The organism is Nakamurella endophytica (assembly GCF_014646215.1).
Lineage (GTDB): Bacteria > Actinomycetota > Actinomycetes > Mycobacteriales > Nakamurellaceae > Nakamurella > Nakamurella endophytica.
In genome coordinates, this window is record NZ_BMNA01000003.1 from 674,674 (window position 1) to 692,895 (window position 18,222).

The 18,222-nt window shown below is 76.4% G+C and carries 22 protein-coding genes; 5 read left to right on the plus strand and 17 right to left on the minus strand.

All coding sequences use genetic code 11. From position 1 onward, the window contains the following. Window positions 1-108: 108 nt before the first annotated feature. Complete coding sequence (locus IEY37_RS10195; RefSeq protein ID WP_188941390.1) at window positions 109-666, plus strand: YceI family protein; 558 nt, start codon at window positions 109-111, stop codon at window positions 664-666. A 37-nt stretch (window positions 667-703) separates the two neighbouring features. Here IEY37_RS10195 and IEY37_RS10200 read toward each other — a convergent pair whose 3' ends face one another. The 4 genes from IEY37_RS10200 to IEY37_RS22060 all read right to left on the minus strand — a co-directional run bounded on the left by IEY37_RS10200 (window position 704) and on the right by IEY37_RS22060 (window position 4,377). Then, the gene (locus IEY37_RS10200) at window positions 704-1,906 is read right to left on the minus strand and encodes a PucR family transcriptional regulator (protein ID WP_188941391.1); all 1,203 of its coding nucleotides are present in this window, start codon (window positions 1,904-1,906) and stop codon (window positions 704-706) included. Then, complete coding sequence (locus IEY37_RS10205) at window positions 1,906-3,468, minus strand: hypothetical protein (RefSeq protein ID WP_188941392.1); 1,563 nt, start codon at window positions 3,466-3,468, stop codon at window positions 1,906-1,908. The genes IEY37_RS10200 and IEY37_RS10205 overlap by 1 nt, the downstream gene beginning before the upstream one ends. A gap of 186 nt (window positions 3,469-3,654) precedes the next feature. Further along, window positions 3,655-3,813: a hypothetical protein gene (locus IEY37_RS22055; RefSeq protein ID WP_229674253.1), complete on the minus strand. Its 159-nt coding sequence runs from the start codon at window positions 3,811-3,813 to the stop codon at window positions 3,655-3,657. 30 nt (window positions 3,814-3,843) lie between these two features. Further along, the gene (locus IEY37_RS22060) at window positions 3,844-4,377 is read right to left on the minus strand and encodes a phosphotransferase (protein WP_229674254.1); all 534 of its coding nucleotides are present in this window, start codon (window positions 4,375-4,377) and stop codon (window positions 3,844-3,846) included. Window positions 4,378-4,804: 427 nt separating this feature from the next. Here IEY37_RS22060 and IEY37_RS10215 point away from each other — a divergent pair, with 427 nt between their 5' ends. Both IEY37_RS10215 and IEY37_RS10220 read left to right on the plus strand, forming a co-directional pair. Beyond that, entirely contained in the window at window positions 4,805-5,272 is a 468-nt protein-coding gene (locus IEY37_RS10215) for a hypothetical protein (protein WP_188941393.1), read from the plus strand. Window positions 5,273-5,494: 222 nt separating this feature from the next. Then, entirely contained in the window at window positions 5,495-5,743 is a 249-nt protein-coding gene (locus tag IEY37_RS10220; protein ID WP_188941394.1) for a mycoredoxin, read from the plus strand. Between the two features lie 62 nt (window positions 5,744-5,805). Here the strand turns inward: IEY37_RS10220 and IEY37_RS10225 are convergent, their stop codons facing one another. Together IEY37_RS10225 and IEY37_RS10230 are read right to left on the minus strand one after the other, a co-directional pair. After that, window positions 5,806-7,083 carry an MBL fold metallo-hydrolase gene (locus IEY37_RS10225; protein WP_229674255.1) on the minus strand — a complete coding sequence of 426 codons (1,278 nt, stop codon included), beginning with the start codon at window positions 7,081-7,083 and terminating at the stop codon, window positions 5,806-5,808. Between the two features lie 58 nt (window positions 7,084-7,141). Further along, window positions 7,142-7,402 (minus strand): UBP-type zinc finger domain-containing protein, encoded by a 261-nt coding sequence (locus IEY37_RS10230; RefSeq protein ID WP_188941395.1) that lies wholly within the window; start codon window positions 7,400-7,402, stop codon window positions 7,142-7,144. A gap of 227 nt (window positions 7,403-7,629) precedes the next feature. On the opposite strand from IEY37_RS10230, the gene IEY37_RS10235 reads away from it, so the two are divergent. Further along, a complete protein-coding gene (locus IEY37_RS10235; protein WP_188941396.1) occupies window positions 7,630-9,216 on the plus strand; it encodes a Na+/H+ antiporter in 1,587 nt (528 codons plus the stop codon). Here IEY37_RS10235 and IEY37_RS10240 read toward each other — a convergent pair. The 11 genes from IEY37_RS10240 to IEY37_RS10285 all read right to left on the minus strand — a co-directional run bounded on the left by IEY37_RS10240 (window position 9,206) and on the right by IEY37_RS10285 (window position 17,162). Then, window positions 9,206-10,171, minus strand: coding sequence for an ATP-grasp fold amidoligase family protein (locus IEY37_RS10240; RefSeq protein WP_188941397.1), 966 nt, complete (start codon window positions 10,169-10,171; stop codon window positions 9,206-9,208). The genes IEY37_RS10235 and IEY37_RS10240 overlap by 11 nt on opposite strands. A gap of 90 nt (window positions 10,172-10,261) precedes the next feature. Then, window positions 10,262-10,990, minus strand: coding sequence for an SDR family oxidoreductase (locus IEY37_RS10245; RefSeq protein WP_188941398.1), 729 nt, complete (start codon window positions 10,988-10,990; stop codon window positions 10,262-10,264). Window positions 10,991-11,159: 169 nt separating this feature from the next. Further along, entirely contained in the window at window positions 11,160-12,086 is a 927-nt protein-coding gene (locus IEY37_RS10250; protein WP_188941399.1) for a M48 family metalloprotease, read from the minus strand. Next, on the minus strand, window positions 12,083-12,460 hold the full coding sequence (locus tag IEY37_RS10255; RefSeq protein ID WP_188941400.1) for a BlaI/MecI/CopY family transcriptional regulator: 378 nt from the start codon (window positions 12,458-12,460) through the stop codon (window positions 12,083-12,085). Before IEY37_RS10255 ends, IEY37_RS10250 begins: the two co-directional genes overlap by 4 nt. A 57-nt stretch (window positions 12,461-12,517) precedes the next feature. Further along, a complete protein-coding gene (locus IEY37_RS10260) occupies window positions 12,518-13,237 on the minus strand; it encodes an FAD:protein FMN transferase (protein ID WP_188941545.1) in 720 nt (239 codons plus the stop codon). A gap of 89 nt (window positions 13,238-13,326) precedes the next feature. After that, entirely contained in the window at window positions 13,327-13,911 is a 585-nt protein-coding gene (locus IEY37_RS10265; protein ID WP_229674257.1) for an FMN-binding protein, read from the minus strand. A 4-nt stretch (window positions 13,912-13,915) separates the two neighbouring features. Continuing rightward, the gene (locus tag IEY37_RS10270) at window positions 13,916-15,334 is read right to left on the minus strand and encodes a ferredoxin reductase family protein (RefSeq protein ID WP_188941401.1); all 1,419 of its coding nucleotides are present in this window, start codon (window positions 15,332-15,334) and stop codon (window positions 13,916-13,918) included. Next, entirely contained in the window at window positions 15,331-15,465 is a 135-nt protein-coding gene (locus IEY37_RS22540; protein ID WP_268237997.1) for a hypothetical protein, read from the minus strand. The genes IEY37_RS10270 and IEY37_RS22540 overlap by 4 nt, the downstream gene beginning before the upstream one ends. A 92-nt stretch (window positions 15,466-15,557) precedes the next feature. Then, on the minus strand, window positions 15,558-16,520 hold the full coding sequence (locus IEY37_RS10275; protein ID WP_188941402.1) for a hypothetical protein: 963 nt from the start codon (window positions 16,518-16,520) through the stop codon (window positions 15,558-15,560). Continuing rightward, complete coding sequence (locus IEY37_RS10280; RefSeq protein ID WP_188941403.1) at window positions 16,517-16,765, minus strand: hypothetical protein; 249 nt, start codon at window positions 16,763-16,765, stop codon at window positions 16,517-16,519. The genes IEY37_RS10275 and IEY37_RS10280 overlap by 4 nt, the downstream gene beginning before the upstream one ends. Window positions 16,766-16,877: 112 nt before the next feature. Then, on the minus strand, window positions 16,878-17,162 hold the full coding sequence (locus IEY37_RS10285; protein ID WP_188941404.1) for a hypothetical protein: 285 nt from the start codon (window positions 17,160-17,162) through the stop codon (window positions 16,878-16,880). A gap of 370 nt (window positions 17,163-17,532) precedes the next feature. Between IEY37_RS10285 and IEY37_RS10290 the strand changes: the two genes are divergently transcribed. Then, window positions 17,533-18,192 (plus strand): hypothetical protein, encoded by a 660-nt coding sequence (locus IEY37_RS10290; RefSeq protein ID WP_188941405.1) that lies wholly within the window; start codon window positions 17,533-17,535, stop codon window positions 18,190-18,192. Window positions 18,193-18,222: the final 30 nt, after the last annotated feature.

Here is an 18,222-nt window from a genome sequence, read left to right on the forward strand (position 1 = left end):
CGACAGCCGGCCGGGAACGGGCCGCTGCGCCACCGCGGGAACCGATCGCCGCCGCGCCGACTCGAACACCGCACGTCCCCCCCGCACGAGGTGAACAGGACCGCCGCCATGAGCATCGCCACCAGCCCCACCCGCACCGCCGGGGCGCTGACCGACCCCACCGGCCGCTGGCAGATCGACGCCACCCGGTCGACGCTCGGCGTGGCCGTCCGCGTCGGGGTGCTGGCCACCGTGCACGGCCGCTTCCAGGACGTCACCGGCGATCTCGTGATGGCCGACGACCCGCTGGCCAGCCAGGTCACCGTGTCCATCCGCACGGCCAGCCTCACCAGCGGCCGGTCCACCGTGGACTCGGTGCTCATCGGCGCCGGCGTCGTGGACACCCGGCGGAACCCGATGCTGGGCTTCGCCTCGTGCGGTGTCCGGCCCACCGCCCACCCGGACCGCTGGCTGCTCGACGGGCTGCTGGCCACCGAGGGCGGGCTGCTCGACGTGACACTGGAGATGGCCACGCCGCAGGTGTTGCCCGACGGCTCGCTGCGGTGCCACGCGACCGGGGCGCTGCCGTCCCGGGACGCGGTGCGGCTGCTGTCCCGTCCCGGACTGGAGCGCATGCTCGGCCGCAGCATGGAGCTCGACCTGGTGGTCGTCGCCACCCGGTCCTGATCCCCGGCGGCCCCGGTCGCGCGCGGACCGGCCGGCGTCAGCGCAGGCCGAGCAGCCGGGAACCGGTGACGGCGGCCTGCAGGGCGAACCGGTCGGCCGGGTCGGCCGGGTCCCGGCCGGTCAGCGCCCGGATGCGGTCCAGCCGGTAGGTCAGCGCCCGTACCGACAGGTGCAGCGCCCGGGCGGCCGCGGAGGCGTTGCCGCCGGCGGCGAAGTAGGCGTCCAGCGTGGCGATCAACGGCTCGGCGCCGCCGCGGGCCGCCTCGAGCGGGGTGAGCAGCGCATCCACCAGCTCCCGCATGGCCTGCTCGTCCCGGATCAGCACGCGCTGCACCAGCAGGTCCGCGGCGTCGAAGACCGGCCCGGGCGCGCCGGTCCTGGCCCCGAGCTCCAGCGACTGCAGCGCCTCCTCGTAGGACAGCCGGACGCCCGGCGACCCGCCGTGCGGTCGGCCCACGCCGATCCGCCAGCGGCCGACCGGGGCGGTGCGCTGCAGCCGCACGGTGCCGGGGTCGGCCGGGAGCGACGCGGTCAGCCGGCGGACCACCTCGTCGACGGCCCCCCGGTCCGGCGCGGCGAACACCACGACCAGGGCGTCCTGCTTGGTGGCGACCAGGGCGTCGGCGCCCCCCTCCAACGCGGCGCCCTCCAGCAGGGCCCGCTCCAGCAGCGCGGTCGCCGCTGACCCGTCGACGAACGGCTGCTCCGCGACCACCACGGCCACCCCGTGCGGCCCGGCGAGGTCCAGACCGAACTCCGCGCCCCGGGCGAGCATCCCGGACTCCGAGTGGGCGCCCCCGAGCAGCAGGTCGTCGACGAACTCGCGCCGCTCGGTCGTCCGGATCCGCAGCACGTCCCGCCGGGCCTGCGCGACGCCGTCGGTGAGGGCGGCGGTGGCGTCGCAGACACCGCGGAGCACCACCTCACCGGCCCGGACGACGTCCGCGGCGCTGCCGCCGGAGCCGGCCGCGCGGACCTCGGCCAGCTCCGGCCAGAGTTGCCAGGCGGCCGAGAGGTAGGCGTCCAGCAGGGCCCGCGGGGAGACGCCGCGCACGGCGGACTCCCGGCCGAGGTCGGCGAACCGGCGCAGGTCCCGGCGGTGCAGCCGGGTGCCCGTCCGGGCGGCCTCGGCCAGCGCCGGCACCAGGTCGGCGAGCAGTGCCGGGTCCACCCCGGCGCGTCGGGCCGCCCTTTCGGCGACGGCCTGCCACCGCTCGCCGTCGGCCGGGCCGCCGGTCATCAGCCGAGGTAGTTGTCGGTGAACCAGCTGCGCCAGGCGGCCATCGCGTCGGCACGGGACAGGTACCGGCCGGCGCGGTCCGGGTCGGGCACGACGTCGAACGGGTTGCGGCCGTTCTGGGCGTACATCAGCCGGGCGGTGCGCATCATGGTCGGGAAACCGTACCGGTCCGCCAGGAACAGGAAGACCGACCCGGACAGCGCGTACCAATTGCTGCGCTCCGCGCCGGGCGCCGCGTACAGCTGCTCCCGCGAGGGCAGGTCGCCGGCGAGGTGCCGCCGCAGCCAGCCGCGGTCGACGTTGCGGGGGTCGTCGCGCAGGTAGTAGCCGGCGTCCGCGGTCTCCGGGTGGTCCCGCCGGTGCAGCACCTCGACGGCGACGGCGATGCCCTCGACGATCCAGGTGGCGATCGGGTCGCCCTCGCCGTAGTACAGCTGCGAGTTGAGGTTCATCAGCTGGTGCGTCGCCTCGTGGGTGACGACGTCCCACGCGTACAACCGGCCGACCGCGGTCTGCGGCGCCGTCCGACCGTCGGTGTCGGCGAGCATCAGCACGATCCGCGACGCGGTGGAGAACAGCGTGCCCGGCGCCGGGCCGTCGGTCTCCACCAGGGACACGGTGGCGTTCGAGGTCTCCGGGGCGCCCGTGGCGGACAGGAACCAGCGATAGGGGTGGTCGACGAGGAAGAACACGTGCCCGGCGGGCGCCCGTAGCCCCGACCCGGCCATCCGCTGCACGGGCCACGCGGTGCCCTCGAGCGCACGGTCCAGCACGATCGCCGGCCACCCGGCGAGCGACCGCCCGCCCTCGGACACCACGGCCACGTCGCCGCGGTGGACGACCTGCAACCGGCAGCCGCAGTTCATCGGGTCGTCGACGTAGCTCGGTGCCCAGGTGGTGACGGTCCAGCGACCGGCCCGCCGGTCCATGCCGACCGTGTAGGCGATGCCGGGCAGCGAGCCGTCGTCGTCGTACGGGGTGCGGACGCCGAGCACCACGGTCCGGGTGAAGGACGTCGGGGTGTCGCGCCGCGGCGAGAAGTAGCCGGGCGTCCGGACGAACCGGGCCCCGGCGACACCCAGGGCGCGGGTGTTGTCGAACCACTGCCCGACGCGGCCGGCGACGGCCGGGGCGAACGGGGCGACGAAGACGGCCCGGCCGCCGGACTCGACGGCCCCGGCCAGCTGGCGCAGCGTCGCGTCGAGCACGGCGTCGTTCGACTCGCGGATGTCGCCCAGGGTCAGGCCCCGGCTCGGCGGCGGCACCGACGTGCGCACGGTCGGCACCGGCCCGGGGTCGACCGCCGGGCCGGACGGGACGCCCGCGGTGGACGGCGCTCCGGACACCGGCGACACCGGTGACGCCGGCGGCGCCGTGGTCGGCGGATCCGCCGTCCCCACCCCGGACAGCGGACCGGCGGCCGAGCCCGTGGTCTGCCGGGTCGACGTCGCCGGCGGTGAGGCCGGGCCGGCCGGGCCGCCGGCCCCCTCCCTACTGTTGCAGGCCGTCAGCAGCAGGGCACAGAGCGCTGTCGCCACCGAGCGGCGGACAGCTCTCGTCATGCAGACCCCACACGATCTCCCACCACGGTCGGGTGCCGGCGCAGCGCGCCGGCCACCCCACGGCGCTGTCCGCTCCGGGGGCGTTCGCCCGTCCCCCAGGGGCCCACCGTAGACCAGGCGCCGCAACGGTTCCGGCGTGTCGCGACAGCCCGGTGCGGCGCGCCGGGCCCGGCGCGAGCGACCCGCTCAGTCCGGCGTCAGGTCCCACAGCAACCGGTAGTAGGCGGTGCGCACGGGGTCGGGCTCGACGCCGTAGGCCTCCAGCACGGCCGCCTCGTGGCCGGGCCCGTAGTTCCACACGGTGCTCCAGGTCGCCACCGCCAGGTCGGCCCACCGGTCGGCCACGCCGAGCCGGCCGACGTCGACCAGCCCGGCCTAGGTGCCGCCGGCACCGACGAGGGTGTTCGGCGCGCAGGCGTCGCCGTGGCAGACCACCGCCCGGTCGACCGGCGGCGGCCGCCGGACGGCGGCGACGGCGGCGGCGGCCGGGACCTCGCGGTGGTCGGCGTGCCAGCGCCGAGGATCCTGCCCGGCCGCGTCCGGCACTCGACGCACCCGGGCGGCAGCGGACCAGTCGAACGGGCAGCGGTCGACGGGGAGGGTGTCGTGCAACCGGCGCAGCCCGCTGCCGATGGCGGCCGCCGCGACCGCGGGCCGGGCCCGGCACCACGGATCGACGGCGCTGCGCCCCGGCAGCGCCCTGGTCACCAGCCAGCTGCCGGCGTCGTCGGCCCCGGCGTTCACGACCACCGGCACCGGCAGGTCGGGCGCCACGTGGCGCACCCAGCGCAGCCGCGCCGCCTCCGCGGTGAGGTCCGGCGCGCCGGGCGGGCTGATCTTGACGAACCGATCGGCCGCCCGGTCGTGCACGGTGAGGCCACCGGCCTCGTTGCGCCACACCGGCGTCACCGGCCGACCCTCGGCCAGCCACCGCAGCCGGCGAGGCAGCCGGGTCCCGGCCGGGGGTGGTCCCGCACGCACCGGGCCAGCGTGGCACGGCGGCGGTACCGCAGGGGACGGGCCGGGCGGCTCTTGGCTGAACCGCCCGGCCCTCGGCAATGGTCGATCCCGGGATGGACCGTCGCCTTGGCTGTCGGTACCCATGAATCGGTCTGTGGAACGAGGTCGCGCGGGTGACCGAGCGGCTCGGCCGATCACGTGCCGTCACCGCCGGGGGACGGGACCGGGTCCCGCCGGGGGCCGGAGCAGTGGCCGCGGTGAGGCCGGGATGAGGATGGGGAGGGTGCCGGCGTGGGGTGCGGCCGGCACAGCGGAGGGGAACCACACCGTCGTCCGGCGCACCGTCCGGGACGTCCGGTGGACAGGAGCCAGCGCAATGACCGAGGACCTCGTCGCCCGCTTCGGCTCCGCCAGGCGGCCGGACCCGCCGCGCCATCCCCGACCGGACGGCACGTCCGACGCGACCGTCGAGGCGGTGGGGACCATCTCCGCGGCGCTGGAGGTCGTCGAGAACGCCCGTGGCTTCCTCTACGCGTTCCACCGGCTGACCGGAACGGCGGACATGACCCTGCAGGAGGGCGTGCGGGCACTGCGGGAGGCGGGCCACCCCGAGCTGGCGGACCAGGTGGACGAGGTGCTGGTCGGCCGCAGCGTCGTCGACGGTCGCTGGACGTACCAGCTCGTGGAGGCCTACGACGACCAGTACTGGTCGGTGTTCCGGGCCGTCGCCGACGAGGTGCGGGCTCGCCTGATGGGCGGCCGACCGCACGTCCACGAGTCGGACATGAAGGTCGCCGAGCAGCGCGAGGGGACCGGGGCCGGGGTGGCCGCCGAGGACCCGTGAGCCGGAGGCGGACGCCTCGGCCTGACCCGCGGACACCTGCCGCGGCGGCCGGCACGGCGGGGTCCGGGCAGCGCGGGTACCACCGTGCCGCAACCACCGTGCCGGCCCCACCGTGCCGCAACCACCGTGCCGGAAGCTCCGTGCCGGAAGCTCCGTGCCGGAAGCTCCGTGCCGGAAGCTCCGTGCCGGAATCACGGTGCGGCGTCCCGGGTTGGTCACGGCATGACCACCGCGACCGAGATCCCCACCGTCTACCTGACCAGCTGGTGCCCGTTCTGCCGGCGGCTGGAGACCGAGCTGCGCGCCGCCGGCGTCGAGTACCGCGCGGTCGACGTGGACGAGGACCTCGAGGCCGGTGAGCTCGTGATGAGCCTGAACGGCGGCAACCGGGTGGTGCCGACCGTGGTCTTCGCGGACGGGTCGTCCCTGACCAACCCGCCGGCGCGCCAGGTCGTCGCCCGGCTCGGCTGAGCCGGACGGGGCAGCGGAGACGGTCCGTGCCCAGGCAGCCCGGTGACCGTGCCGACCCGCGGTCAGTCCCGCCCGTCCGGGCCCACCGGGCGGGGCCCGGCGCCGGCCGGCCGGCTCGGCGAGCCGCCGGGGGACTGCGGCGCCGCCGGCGCGGCGACGGCGGCGCCGCCCACCGCGAGCGGCAGCCACCACGCGTCGGCGGCGGCCGGCCGGTCGACCGGGCGGCCCGACAGGTCGAGCCGGGCGCCCGGCCGCGGCACCACGATCCGGCTGTCGGTGCCGTTCCTCCCGTGGGCCGCGGCGAGCAGCCGGATGACCGGCTCCGCCCAGCCGTGGAACGCCAGGTCGAACGTCGCCCAGTGGATCGGCACCAGGACCCGGCCGCCGAGGTCGCCGTGCATGCGCCAGGCCTGCTCCGGGTCGACGTGGATGTCGGGCCAGTGGTCGCCGTAGGCGCCGATCGGCAGCAGCGTCAGGTCGAAGGGCCCCAGCCGGGCACCGATCTCAGCGAAGGCCGGGGTGTAGCCGGTGTCGCCGCCGAAGTACACCCGGTGCCGCGGCCCGGCGAACGCCCAGGACGACCACAGGGTCCCGTTGCGGCGCAACCCGCGTCCGGAGAAGTGCCGGGCCTCGGTGCAGGTGACGGTGACCGGCCCGACGGCGGTGCTGCCGTCCCAGTCCAGTTCGACGATCCGGTCGTCGGGCACCCCCCAGCGCCGCAGGTGCGCGCCCACCCCGAGCGGCACCAGGAACGGAGCGGTCTGGGTGCGTACCAGCTCCCGCACCGTCGGCGCGTCGAGGTGGTCGTAGTGGTCGTGGGAGACGACGACGGCGTCGACCGCCGGCAGGTCGGCCAGCGGCAGCGGCACCGGGTGCAGCCGTCGCGGGCCCACGGTCGCGGACGGCGAGACCCGCTCGCCCCAGACGGGGTCGGCGAGGATGCGCACGCCGTCGACCTCCACCAGCACGCTGGCGTGCCCGAACCAGGTGACGGCCAGGTCGGCGGCCGCCGGGAAGGACGGCCGGACCAGGGGCACGTCGCCCGCCGGGTGGCCGGAGGACCCGCGGTGCGCCGCCGCGGCGAGCAGCGCCCCGGTGCTGCCGGGCAGCAGGGTCGTGGTGGGCAGCCGGTTGCGGAAGGTGCGGTCGTGGTACCGCCCCGGGTCGTCCGCCACGCCGGACGAGCGGGCCGCCGCTGCCCTGGCCCGCGCGGACGCGCCGATGGCCGACGGGACGCCGCGGGCCGCCCGCAGCACGGACGCCGCGGCCGCCAGGGCCGCACCGGTGGCGGCGAGGCCGACGAGGACAGGGGCGGCGGCGATGCGGCGGCGTGGGCTCACCCGGCCAGTCTGCGCGCTCGGGCGGCTGCCGCGCCGGGTCCCGCGGCGCAGGGCCGGCTCAGACCACGGCCCGGTCCACGTAGCACCACCGCCAGTCCTCGCCGGGTTCGGCGGTGCGCATGACGGGATGCCCGGTGGACCGGTGGTGCGCCGTGGCGTGCCGGAACTGGCTGGAGTCGCAGCACCCGACGTGCCCGCAGCTCAGGCAGGTGCGCAGGTGCACCCAGGCGTGGATGCCCGCCTCGTCGCACTCCTCGCACCGGCCGGGCGTGCGCGGCGCCGGCTCCGGTGGCAGTTGTTCCAGGTGCGGGCACGGCATGCGAAGCTCCGGTTCGTCGGTCGGGCAGGTCTCGTCCGGGGTACGGACCACGGGACCCGGGCGGCGGTGCCCGGTCGCACACCCCGGCCGCTCGACGGTAGAACACCATCCGGTCCCGGGCGCACGCCCGACCGACCGGCCGCCGACCCAGCACCACCCGCCCGTCCACCTCGGATCCACCCGGCGACCCCGGTGCGGCGGACCTTCCAGGCGAAAGCGAGAGATCCATGTCCGGTGCCCTGGTCCTGACCCTGGTCAGTGCCGCGGTCGCGATCGCCGCACTGGCGCGCCGGTACGGGCTCCCGTCGCCCCTGGTGCTGGTCGCCGCCGGGTTGGCGGCCTCCTTCATCCCGGGGTTGCCGAGCATCGAGCTCGACCCGGACCTGGTGCTCTACGGCGTGCTGCCGCCGCTGCTGTTCAGTGCGTCGCTGGACAGCAGCTACATGGGCCTGCGGGCCAACATCCGGCCGGTGGCGCTGCTGTCGGTCGGCCTGGTGCTCTTCACCACGGTGGCCGTCGGCGCCGCGGCCTACCTGGTCTCGCCGACCCTGGGGTGGCCGCTGGCGCTGGTGCTGGGGGCCGTGGTGTCCCCGCCGGACGCCGTGGCGGCCACCGCGATCGGGCGGACGCTGGCCCTGCCCCGGCGGGTGCTGACGGTGCTGGGCGGCGAGAGCCTGCTCAACGACGCCACCGCGCTCACCGCTTACCGCGTGGCGGTGGCCTGGGCGGTGGGCGGCACGCTGTCCGTCGGGGACGGGCTGGCGACGTTCGGGCTCGCCGTCGGCGTGGGCGTGGCGGTGGGGCTGGTGCTGGGCTTCGGCGCCGCGCTGGTGCTGCGGTGGCTCTCCGACGCCTCCGTCGAGGTGGCGGTCTTCCTGCTGGTGCCGTTCGCGGCCTACGCGCTCGCCGAGGAGGCGCACGGCTCCGGCGTGCTGGCCGTGGTGGCGGCGGGCCTGTGGATCGGCCGACAGCAGCACCGCATGCACTACTCGACCCGGCTGCAGGGCGGCTCGGTGGTCACCACCGTCGACTTCGTGCTGGAGACGGTGGTGTTCGGGCTGATCGGCCTGCAGCTGCCGGCGGTCATCTCGTCGCTGGGTGACCGGCCGGTGCGCGAGGTGGTCGTGCTGGTCACGGTCGTCGTCGCGGTGGTCCTGGTGACCCGGATCGTCTGGATCTTCCCGGCCACCTACCTGCCGCGCCGGCTGTCCCGGCGCATCCGCGAGCGGGACCCGGTGCCGCCCGTCGGCAACATCGTCGTGCTGTCCTGGGCCGGGATGCGCGGCGTCGTCACCCTGGGGGCCGCGTTCGCGTTGCCGCTGCGGGACGAGGCGGGGCAGCCGCTGCCCGGGCGCGACCTGGTGCTCTTCGCCGCGTTCGCCGTCGTGGTGGCGACCCTGATGGTGCAGGGCCTCAGCCTGCCGTGGCTGATCCGCCGGCTGCACCTGGGCAGCGGCGAGGAACGGGACGACGCGCTGGCGGAGGCGCAGGCGGCCCAGGAGGCCAGCGACGCGGCGATGTCCCGGCTCGACGAGCTGGCCGACGACGAGGAGGGGCAGCGCTACGACGGCATCGTCCAGGAGCTGCGGGAGATGGCCACCGCCCGGGCCAATGCGGCCTGGGAGCGGCTCGGACCGCAGGGCCCGCACCGCTCGGAGACGCCCTCGGAGTTCTTCCGCCGGTTGCGGCGGGACATGCTCGCCTCCGAACGGGCCGTCTACGTCCGCTACCGGGACGAGGGCCGGATCGACGACGAGGTGCTGCGCCGGGTGCAGCGCGAGCTGGACCTGGAGGAGGCCCGGCTCAGCCGGTGACCACCGGTCCGCCCGGATCGCCGCGGTCCCCCGGTCCGCCCGGATCGCCGCGGTCGCCGGGCTCGCCGGCGCCGGCCGGCCGGGCGGCCGGGTCGGGCAGCACCCACGGCTCTCCCAGCCACAGCTCGAAGCTCCACGGCGTCACCACGCCGTAGCCGCCGCCCGGGTAGGGCGTCAGCTCGCCGAACCACAGCTCGCCGTCCACCGCGTACAGGTCCACCCGGATGAAGTCGTAGGGCGTGCCGAGCCGCCGGGCGGTGTCGAGCATGTCGGCGAGCAGCGGCGGCGGAGGTTCGGCCGGGCCGCCGGGCAGGTCGATGCGGACGTCCAGCCGCTGCCACTCCGGGGTGTACACGGTGCGCCGGTGCTCGCCGTACCGGCTGCTGTCCACCACGACGATCCGGGTCTCGCCCGCGAAGGTGAAGAACTTGTAGTCGGTGGGCGAGGTCTCGCCGGGCAGTCGCTCCTCGACCAGGAAGCACCGGCGGGCCCGGGAGTACGCCCACTCGCCCTCGACCGAGGCCAGGTGCTCGCGCAGCCAGCCGCGGGTGCCCCGGCGCAGCTCGTCGACGTCGGCCGCCGACACCGGGCCGGCGCCGAACCGGACCAGGCCGCTGCGGTGGTTCGGCTTGAGCACCCAGCGGTCCGGCAGGTCGATGTCGACGAGCTCGGCCAGGTCGGTCCCGGACCAGTAGGTCCGCGGGATCCGTAGCGACGGCCTACCCAGCCGGCCGGCGATGTCCTTCATGGCCAGCTTGTCGCAGGTGTCCGCGAGCAGCTCCCGCCGGTCGTGCAGGCACCGCCAGGTCAGCTTCTCGTTGAACGCGGCGGGGTGCCGCAGGTCGAGCAGCCGGCGCCGGTTCACCAGTGACCGGAGCTGGCGGTGCAGGGTGGGGCTCAGCCACTGCAGCGGCCGGTGCACCAGCAGCGCGCGCCACTCGGTCAGGTCCGACATGACCGTCACGCTAACCAGCGGCCCGGGGCCGACCCGACGCCAGGTCCGGCGGCGGGGGTCGATGCCGGGCGCGGTGTCCGGCGGCCGGGGTCAGCGGCTGGTGTAGCCGCCGTCGATCGGCAGCGAGACACCGCTGATCATCGCCGCGTCGTCGGACAGCAGGAACGCGATCGGGCCGGCGATGTCGTCCTCGGTCGCCCAGCGGCCGAGCGGCATCTGCTCCAGGAACGGGCCCTCGATGTCCGGGCGTCCCCAGTACCAGGCCGACATGGGCGTCATGACCACGGTGGGGTTGACGCTGTTGACCCGGATGTCGTACCGGCCCAGCTCCAGGGCCGACACGCGGGTGATGTTGTCCAGCGCGGCCTTGGAGGAGCCGTACGAGATGTGGCCGGCCAGGCCGACCAGGCTGGCCTGGCTCGAGACGTTGACGATGGCGCCGCCGGCGCCCAGCCGGATCATCGTGCGGGCGGCGTACTTGGTGACCAGCAGGGCGCCGCGGGCGTTGATGGCGATCACCTTGTCGAACACGGCGATGTCGCTGTCTTGCGGGGTGGCGATCTCGCCGCCCCAGCCGCCGCAGTTCACCACGCCCCACAGGTCGAGGTTCTCCAGCGCCTGCCGCACCTCTTCCTCCGAGGTGAGGTCGAAAGCAACCGTCTCGCAACCGGTCTCGGCGGCCAGCGCCTCCAGCGAGTCCGAGGTGCGGCCGGCGGCGACGACCGTCGCACCGTCGCGGACCAGCCGGCGGACGGTCGCGGCGCCGATTCCGCCGCTCGCCCCGGTGACGAGGATGGTGCGGCCCTTGGGTCCGGTCATGGTGCGGCATCGCCCTTCGTCGGCACGGCGGATGGATCCGTGCCCGACGGCGCGGCCAGCCTCTGACAACGATGACAGTAACGGACGGACGGGGTGCTGTCACCGGTGACAGGGATCAGTGTGTCATCGGTGACACACTCGCGACCGGTTCTGCGGGGCAGGGGCATCCTCAGCGGTGGTGCAGGTGCAGCGGCGCGACGTGCAGCAGGTCGTCGGTCGAGGCCAGCGTCGCCGCGGCCACCACGGCCGCGGCGACGAAGACGGCCGTCACCGTCACCGCCCACGAGGACCGCGCCGGGAGCGGCGGGTCGAGCAGCGCCTGCACCCGCGCGGTGACGTGCCGGGTGGCCACGGCCAGCACGGGCGCCGGTCCGCCGGCGCCGGGGGACCGGTGCAGTCGCTGCCGTTCCAGCGCCACCCGGGCCAGCGCGAGCGCGGCGGCCCGGCGGTCGCCGACCGCCGCGGCGGCGTCCTCGTCGGCCCAGCGCTCGACGCCGAGCCGCACGGTCTCGCGGACCGGCCGGAGCAACGGGTTCGCGGCCGCCGCGACGTCCACCGCGTGCAGGTACAGGTGGTGCCGCCGCCGCAGGTGGCTGTGCTCGTGGGCGGCGACCACGGACCGGTCTCCCGGCGGCAGCCGGTCGTACAGCCGGGTGCCGATCACCACCCGGCCGGGCAGGCCGGCGAGGGTGTAGACGTCCGCGTCGTCGACGAACGCCACCGGCCCGTCCCCGGGCAGGGCGCGGCCGGCCCGGTGGGCGCGGACGACGGACCGCCCGAGCACGGCGGCGCGGGTGCACCCGGCGGCCAGCAGGCCCGCCGTCAGCAGGACCGCGGCCAGCCCGATCCCGACGGGTACGGCGCCGGGACCGGCCGGTCCGCGCCGTCCCGCCCAGTGCCCGGCCGCCGTGCCGAGGTAGCCGGCCGCCACGGCGGACAGCGCCAGCCCCGTCCCGGTGGCCGCCGCGACGGCGGCGGACACGGACAGCGCGACGGCGCGGGCGGGCGGCAGGACGGCCGACGCCCAGCGGGCCACGGCGGGCACGGCCGCGGACAGCCCGACCATCAGGGCCACCACCAGCAGCAGCGTGGTCATCGCCCGGCCTCCCGGCGGAGCAGGTCGGCGAGCAGGCGTTCCTCGTCGGGGTCCAGCTCGGCGACGAAGCGGGCCAGCACCCCGGCCCGGTCGGCGCCGTCGGACAGCAGCTGGCGCATCCGCCGCGCGGCCATGGCGTCGTCGATCGACCCGGTCGGGGCCGACAACCGGTAGCGGTAGGCGCGGCCGTCCCGGATGCGGGTCAGCGCGCCCTTGTCGGCCAGCCGCGCCATGGTCGTCATGACGGTGGTGTACGCGGGGGAGCCCGGCAGCCGCGCCTGCACCTGCGCGACCGGGACGGCGACGTCCGGCCCGAACGACGCCACGATGCCCAGCACCGCCTGCTCGAGTTGCCCCGGCTCACGTCTGGCCACGGGACCTCCGTCCGCTCGTCCGCCCGACAGTGTGCCGGGCTGTACCGGAGCCGGCGATCATCCGGCCGGGACCGTGGTCGTGCTGCCGTCCGCCCGGACGACCAGTGCCGTCCGGCCCGGGCGGGTGGCCAGCCACTCCGCGGCGTCCGCGCCCAGGGCGTAGGCCGCGGTGGCGTCGATGTCGGCGTCGGTGAGCCGGGGCGCCAGGACGGTGACGGACCGGACGCCGGTCGGCGGACGCCCGGTCCGGGCGTCGACCAGGTGCGCGCCGCGGTGCGCCGTCCCGGAGGTGGCCACGGCGCCGGTCACCACCGGCACCACGGCCAGCACCCGGGCGGGATCGGCCGGGTCCTCGATGCCGATCCGCCACGGCGGCCGGCCCGGATCGGTGTGGCACGTCAGGTCGCCGCCGGCGGACAGGCAGAAGTCGGTGTCGTCGAGCCCGGCCAGCGCGGCGGCCGCGCGTTCCACCGCCCAGCCCTTGACGACGCCCGACGGGTCGAGCCGCCGCCGGCCGTCCGGACCGGGCAGGTACACGCTGAACGCCCCGCCGGAGTCCCGCTCCGCCGTGGCGCCCAGCGCCAGCACCTCGCGCACCTCGGCCGGGCAGTCCGTGGGCGTCACCTCGCCCCGCCGCAACCGGCTCACCCACGAGTCGTCCCGGTAGGTGCTGAACACCCGGTCGACGTGCCGCAGCTGCGCAAGCACGGCGTCCCAGGCCCGGTGGGCGGCGGCGTCCCGGCGGTGCCGGCCGCGCAGCGCCAGGCTGATCGGCATCCCCATGACGTGCTCGACGTAGCGAGCGGTCTCCGGTGCTGCAGCGGTGTCCGGTCCAGCGGTGTCCCGCGCGGCCCCGGCCGGCGCGGTCACAGCCCGGCCCGGTCCAGCGCGCTCTGCAGCGAGCCGATGTAGCCGTCGCTGGTCACCGTGGCGCCGCTGACCATGTCGATCCGGGCGCTCTGCGCGCTCAACGTCTCCTGCACCAGGACCGGCAGCGCCTGCGCGTTGATCTCCTGGTCCCGGCCGTTGTTCGCCGGGTACTCGACGACCTGGACGTCGGTGATCTTGCCGCCGGCGACGGTCAGCTGCACCTGGACCGGTCCCCACCGGGTGTCCACGGCATCGCCGGTGACGGTGCGGCTCGCCGACCCGCTCGTGGACGGCGAGGTGGACCCGCCGGTGCCGGGCACCGAGGTCGTGGACCCGGCCGACGAGGTCCCCTGCCCGGCCGCGCCGGCGGAGGGGACGGTGATCGCCGACGGCGCCGGGCTGCCGTCCGGGGCGGAGCCGGCGGACCTCCCGGACGAGGTCGGCGACGACCCGGACAGCGCCCGCACCGGCGCCACCACGGACGACAGCGCGGTCGCCCGCGAGGACGTGGAGGTGTGATAGCCGAACAGCAGCACCAGCACGGTGAGCGTGCTCATCGACCACAGGACGATCTTCTTCACGGTGTCACCATCCGAAGCTCTCGACGTGGAAGCGGTCGGCGGGGACGCCGGCGGCCGCGGCGGTGCGGCGGACGTCGGCGGCCCACTCCTGCGGACCGCAGACGTAGACGTCGCGGTCGGCGATGTCGGGGACCCAGTAGCGCAGCGCGGCGAGGTCGTCGGCCGGCCCGACGCCGTCGCCCAGCCAGGAGCCGGGCGCGCGGCGGTGGCCGCGCAGCAGCAGCACGCGGAGGCCGCGCTGCTGCGACAGCGCGCGCAGTTCCGGCTCGAACAGCATCCGGCCCGAGAACCGGTACAGCAGCACCGCCTCGCCGGGGGCGTAGGGCAGCGCCTCGGCCAGCGCCCGCAGCGGTGTCACGCCGACGCCCGCGCCGATCAGCACGATCCCGCGGCGGGTGCGCGCGCGCGAGCTGAGCCGGCCGTAGGGACCCTCGACCAGTACCCGCGTACCGGGATGCAGGGCGCGCAGTGCCGCGCTGCCGTCGCCGACCACCTTGGCGGTGATGCGCAGCGTCCGGTCCTGCGGCGCGGCCGAGAGCGAGTAGGGGTGCGCGCGGGTCCAGCCGCGGCTCTGCAGGAACCGGAAGCCGAAGAACTGGCCGGCCTCGACCGCGGGCACGGCCCGCCCCGTGGCGACCAGGTGGACCGACACCGCGCCGTCGGCCTCGGGCACGACCGCCGCCACCCGCAGGCCGTACCGGGCGCTGCGCCACAGCGGCAACGCCACCCGCCACAGCAGCACCGAGCCGGCGGCGGCGATCCACAGCCCCCACCAGAAGACGGTGCGGGCGGTGGAGGCCAGGAACTCCTGTCCGGTCCACAGCTGGTGCGGCAGCGCCAGTCCCACGCCCAGGTACGCGTACAGGTGCAGCAGGTGCCAGGACTCGTAGCGCAGCCGGCGGCGCGCCGCCCGGATGCTGGTCACCACCACCATCACCAGGCACACGGTGCCGGCGACGGCCAGCAGCATGCCGGGGTCGTCGACGCTCAGGTCCCACAGCGTGCCGGGCGTTCTGGCCAGGTCGCCGGCGGCGTAGCCCCAGGTGATCAGCCCGACGTGGGCGATCATCAGGGTGAACGACGTGAAACCGACCAGGCGATGGATGCGGGCCAACCGGTCCTGACCGAATGCGTGCTCCAGCGGCGGGATGCGCGACATCAGCAGCACCTGCGCCAGCAGCAGCACCGACGCCACCAGCCCGGTCAGCCGGCCGGTCGACGTCAGACCGGTCGCCCAGCCGCCGAGGTCCTGCACGCCGCCGCCGGTCACCCACCAGAAGCAGACCAGCAGCACGGCGCCCCACAGGCCGGCGAGCGCGGCCAGCCGGACGCCGGCGTCCCAGCGTGCCCGGGACCGGCCGCCGCCGGCGGGCGCCGGGGGCGGCGCGGCCACCGCCGGTCGTTCGGCGGCGACGGCGGTCATCGGGCACCGCCGGGGATGTCGACGGGGGCGCCGGGCCGGCCGGCCGGGAGGCCAAGCGCGGGGTAGCCACCGGGGGCGGGGAAGCCCGCGGCCGGCGGCGTCCCGCCGGGGCCGCGCAGGGTGGTGTCCATGGGTCTCCTCCACTAGTACTTCAACCCTCAGGTACCCGTCTGTGGCCGGACGGAGGCCCAGCTGTGGGCCTGCTGTGCGGTTCACGCCCCGGTCAGCGCCGCGGCGCCGACGTGGTGCCGTGGCACGGCTCGGCGTGCCGGGCCAGGTCCAGGCGCAGGGCGTCGAGCTCCGCGGTGACCAGCTGCTGCTGCGCGGTGGCGGCCAGCAGCCCGCTCGGCGACCCGCCGGCCGTGCCCTCGAGCCGGGTCGCGATCTCGCGCACGGTCAGCTCCCGGTCGAGGTCGGTGACCCGCGCGTCGAGCGCCCGCCAGGCGGCGATGCGGTCGACCACCTCGTGCCACGCGGCGTCGATCCGGTCGGCGCAGGCCTGCCAGGCCGCGGACGTCGCCGGGTCGCACCGCCGCGCATCGGGCCGGTCGCCCAGGGCGCGACGGAGCTCGTACTGCTCCCACAGCAGGACGTGCAGTTGGCGCCGCTGCTCCGCGAGCGGGACGGACAGCAGGCCGGCGAACCCGGGGCGGCGCCAGGCCGGAGTCGCGGCCGACCGCTCGGCCGACAGATCCACCACCGCGGCCGCCCGGGCCTCCCGGGGCGGATCGCCGCCGGCCCAGCGGTCCAGCGGCAGGGCCGTGCGGTGGGCCAGCAGCAGGTCGATCTCGGCGGAGGTGAACCGCGCCCGGTCACGCCGGCGCGCCAGCACCGCGACCACTGCGGCCAGCACGGACGCCCCGAGCAGCGCCACGGCGGCACCGGGCCGGCCGATCCCGAGCAGCAACGCGCCACCGGCGACCACGGCGGCCGTCCCGGCTGCCGCGCCGACCAGGAAGCCGGCGAGGTCGGTCAGCACCGCCCGGTCGCCGTCGACGCCGGACCAGCGGGCGGCCAGCCCGGGCGGCACCAGGTCGTCGTAGCGGTGGACCGGGTGCTGCGGGACGGTGTAACGCGGGACCGCGGCGATGTCCCGCAGCACTTCGGCCCGCAGGTCGTCCCGGGTGTCGCCGTCCGGTCCGGCCGTGCTGCCCGCGGGACCGTGGGCGGGGGACCGGCCGGTCACCGGTGGACCCCCCAGGGTCCGCGGTGCCCGGGGCCGACCGGGTGGACCTGTCCCACCGGCCGATCCGCGCCGGGCCCGCCGGCACCGTCCGCACCGCCGGCGAGCACCGCGCCGAGGCCCGTGCCCAGCACCGCGCCGGTGACCAGCGCGACCACCAGCTGCGCGCGCCGGTTGCGGGCCACCGCCCGCGCGCCCGCCGCCCAGCGCCGCCGGGGTCGCCCGCTCGCCGAGGAACACGCCGCCATCGGACCTCCCGTCGCTTCACTACTGAAGCGATAGTAGGGAGGCGGCGGTGCCGGCGACCTGTGTATCCGGTGTGCAACGAGGCCCGGGAACCGACGGCCGGACCAGCGGAGGTCAGAAGGCGGCCACCGCCTCGGCGACGACCGTGCCGTCTCCGCTGTCGCGGATGGCCCAGACCCGGGTGTCCTTGCCGTCGATGCCGTGGTCCTTCTGGTGGAAGCGCACGGTGTCGGTGTCGACCCGGCCGACGCCGGCGATCTCGAGCGCCTGCCCGTCGAGCCGGACGGTGAGCGTGCACGGCCCGTCGAAGTCGACGAGCCCGCTCGGCGGCCGGCCGTTCACGGACGCCACCGTGTAGGGCAGTCCGGAGATCACGTGTCCGTCGTACGTCGATGCCATCTCAGCTCTCCTGGTCTCGGATGTCCGCCGACGGAGCCGTGCCGGTCGCGGCGCGCTGTCGCGGCCACGCCGGCAGGCGTCCGGTCGCCGCGGCAATGCGGCCGACCACGGCCGTGGGCCGGCCGGGTCGCCGCACAGCCTGACGGCTCCCGGCCGTGTCGGCTACCCCCGTGCGGGTGGCCCCGAGAGTGGCGTCCCTGCTGGTGGACACGGTGTGTGAGGCCGGTGTGACGCCGGGCGCTGGTGGGCCGTGGCCGGCGGCCGCGGGGGCGGTGCCGCCGGCCCGGCGGCGGTCGCCCGGGTGTCGGTCCGTGGGCGGAACCGGACGATTCGGGGCCCGCGGACGCCCGGGCTTGGGTACGGTCCGCGGATGGTCTCGCCGTCCGGTGCGTCGACGCCGGCCGTCGGCCGTGCCGGCTCGGTGACCGGTCACGGCCTGCGCCGGCTTGCCGTCGGGCGCCTGCTGCCGTTGTGGCTCGTGGTGGCGGCCGTCGCGTTCATGACCTGGGTCTCCCCGCGGCTGGACCGGAGCTACCCGCGGGTGGACGTCCCGTTCTTCGGCGCGGTGGCCGCCGTCGCCGTGCTGCTGACCGTCGGGTCGGTGTGGCTGACGCCGCGGACCGTCGAGCGGGACGCGGTCACGGTGCGGGTCCGGTACCTGCTGGGCCGCGTCCGGACCGTCGACCGGTCGGCGCTGGTGGCCTCGCTGTGGTTGCCGCAGCTCCGCACAGTCTCGGGAACCCGAGGCGTGCTGGTGCTGCTGGACGCGTCCGGCCGGCGATTGCTGCGGCTGTCCGACGACGCCTTCCCCGCAGCCGTGCTCGAGGACCTCGCCGCGCTGGCGCCGCGGCGGACCGTCGTGCCGGAGTCCGTGGGACCGATGCGGATCCGGCGGGAGCACCCGCGGGCGTTGCCGCTGCCGGACGCCCGGCCGGTGCTGCTGCCCCTGGTGACGGTCGTCGTGCTGGGCGCTGCGGCCGTCGGGGTGCTGATGGCCAGTGGCGTGCTGGTCTGGGGCTCGGCGCGCTGAGTCCGGGGCGGCCGGCACCAGTCGGCCCGG

Bases quoted from the DNA above. Each gene is read 5' to 3' on its own strand.
- IEY37_RS10270 (WP_188941401.1), bottom strand. From the start codon at position 15,334: ATGACCGCCGTCGCCGCCGAACGACCGGCGGTGGCCGCGCCGCCCCCG.
- IEY37_RS10240 (WP_188941397.1), bottom strand. From the start codon at position 10,171: ATGTCGGACCTGACCGAGTGGCGCGCGCTGCTGGTGCACCGGCCGCTG.
- IEY37_RS10280 (WP_188941403.1), bottom strand. From the start codon at position 16,765: ATGGCGGCGTGTTCCTCGGCGAGCGGGCGACCCCGGCGGCGCTGGGCG.
- IEY37_RS10200 (WP_188941391.1), bottom strand. From the start codon at position 1,906: ATGACCGGCGGCCCGGCCGACGGCGAGCGGTGGCAGGCCGTCGCCGAA.
- IEY37_RS22540 (WP_268237997.1), bottom strand. From the start codon at position 15,465: ATGGACACCACCCTGCGCGGCCCCGGCGGGACGCCGCCGGCCGCGGGC.
- IEY37_RS10245 (WP_188941398.1), bottom strand. From the start codon at position 10,990: ATGACCGGACCCAAGGGCCGCACCATCCTCGTCACCGGGGCGAGCGGC.
- IEY37_RS10230 (WP_188941395.1), bottom strand. From the start codon at position 7,402: ATGCCGTGCCCGCACCTGGAACAACTGCCACCGGAGCCGGCGCCGCGC.
- IEY37_RS10290 (WP_188941405.1), top strand. From the start codon at position 17,533: ATGGTCTCGCCGTCCGGTGCGTCGACGCCGGCCGTCGGCCGTGCCGGC.
- IEY37_RS10260 (WP_188941545.1), bottom strand. From the start codon at position 13,237: ATGCCGATCAGCCTGGCGCTGCGCGGCCGGCACCGCCGGGACGCCGCC.
- IEY37_RS10195 (WP_188941390.1), top strand. From the start codon at position 109: ATGAGCATCGCCACCAGCCCCACCCGCACCGCCGGGGCGCTGACCGAC.
- IEY37_RS10235 (WP_188941396.1), top strand. From the start codon at position 7,630: ATGTCCGGTGCCCTGGTCCTGACCCTGGTCAGTGCCGCGGTCGCGATC.
- IEY37_RS10220 (WP_188941394.1), top strand. From the start codon at position 5,495: ATGACCACCGCGACCGAGATCCCCACCGTCTACCTGACCAGCTGGTGC.
- IEY37_RS10205 (WP_188941392.1), bottom strand. From the start codon at position 3,468: ATGACGAGAGCTGTCCGCCGCTCGGTGGCGACAGCGCTCTGTGCCCTG.
- IEY37_RS10250 (WP_188941399.1), bottom strand. From the start codon at position 12,086: ATGACCACGCTGCTGCTGGTGGTGGCCCTGATGGTCGGGCTGTCCGCG.
- IEY37_RS10285 (WP_188941404.1), bottom strand. From the start codon at position 17,162: ATGGCATCGACGTACGACGGACACGTGATCTCCGGACTGCCCTACACG.
- IEY37_RS10215 (WP_188941393.1), top strand. From the start codon at position 4,805: ATGACCGAGGACCTCGTCGCCCGCTTCGGCTCCGCCAGGCGGCCGGAC.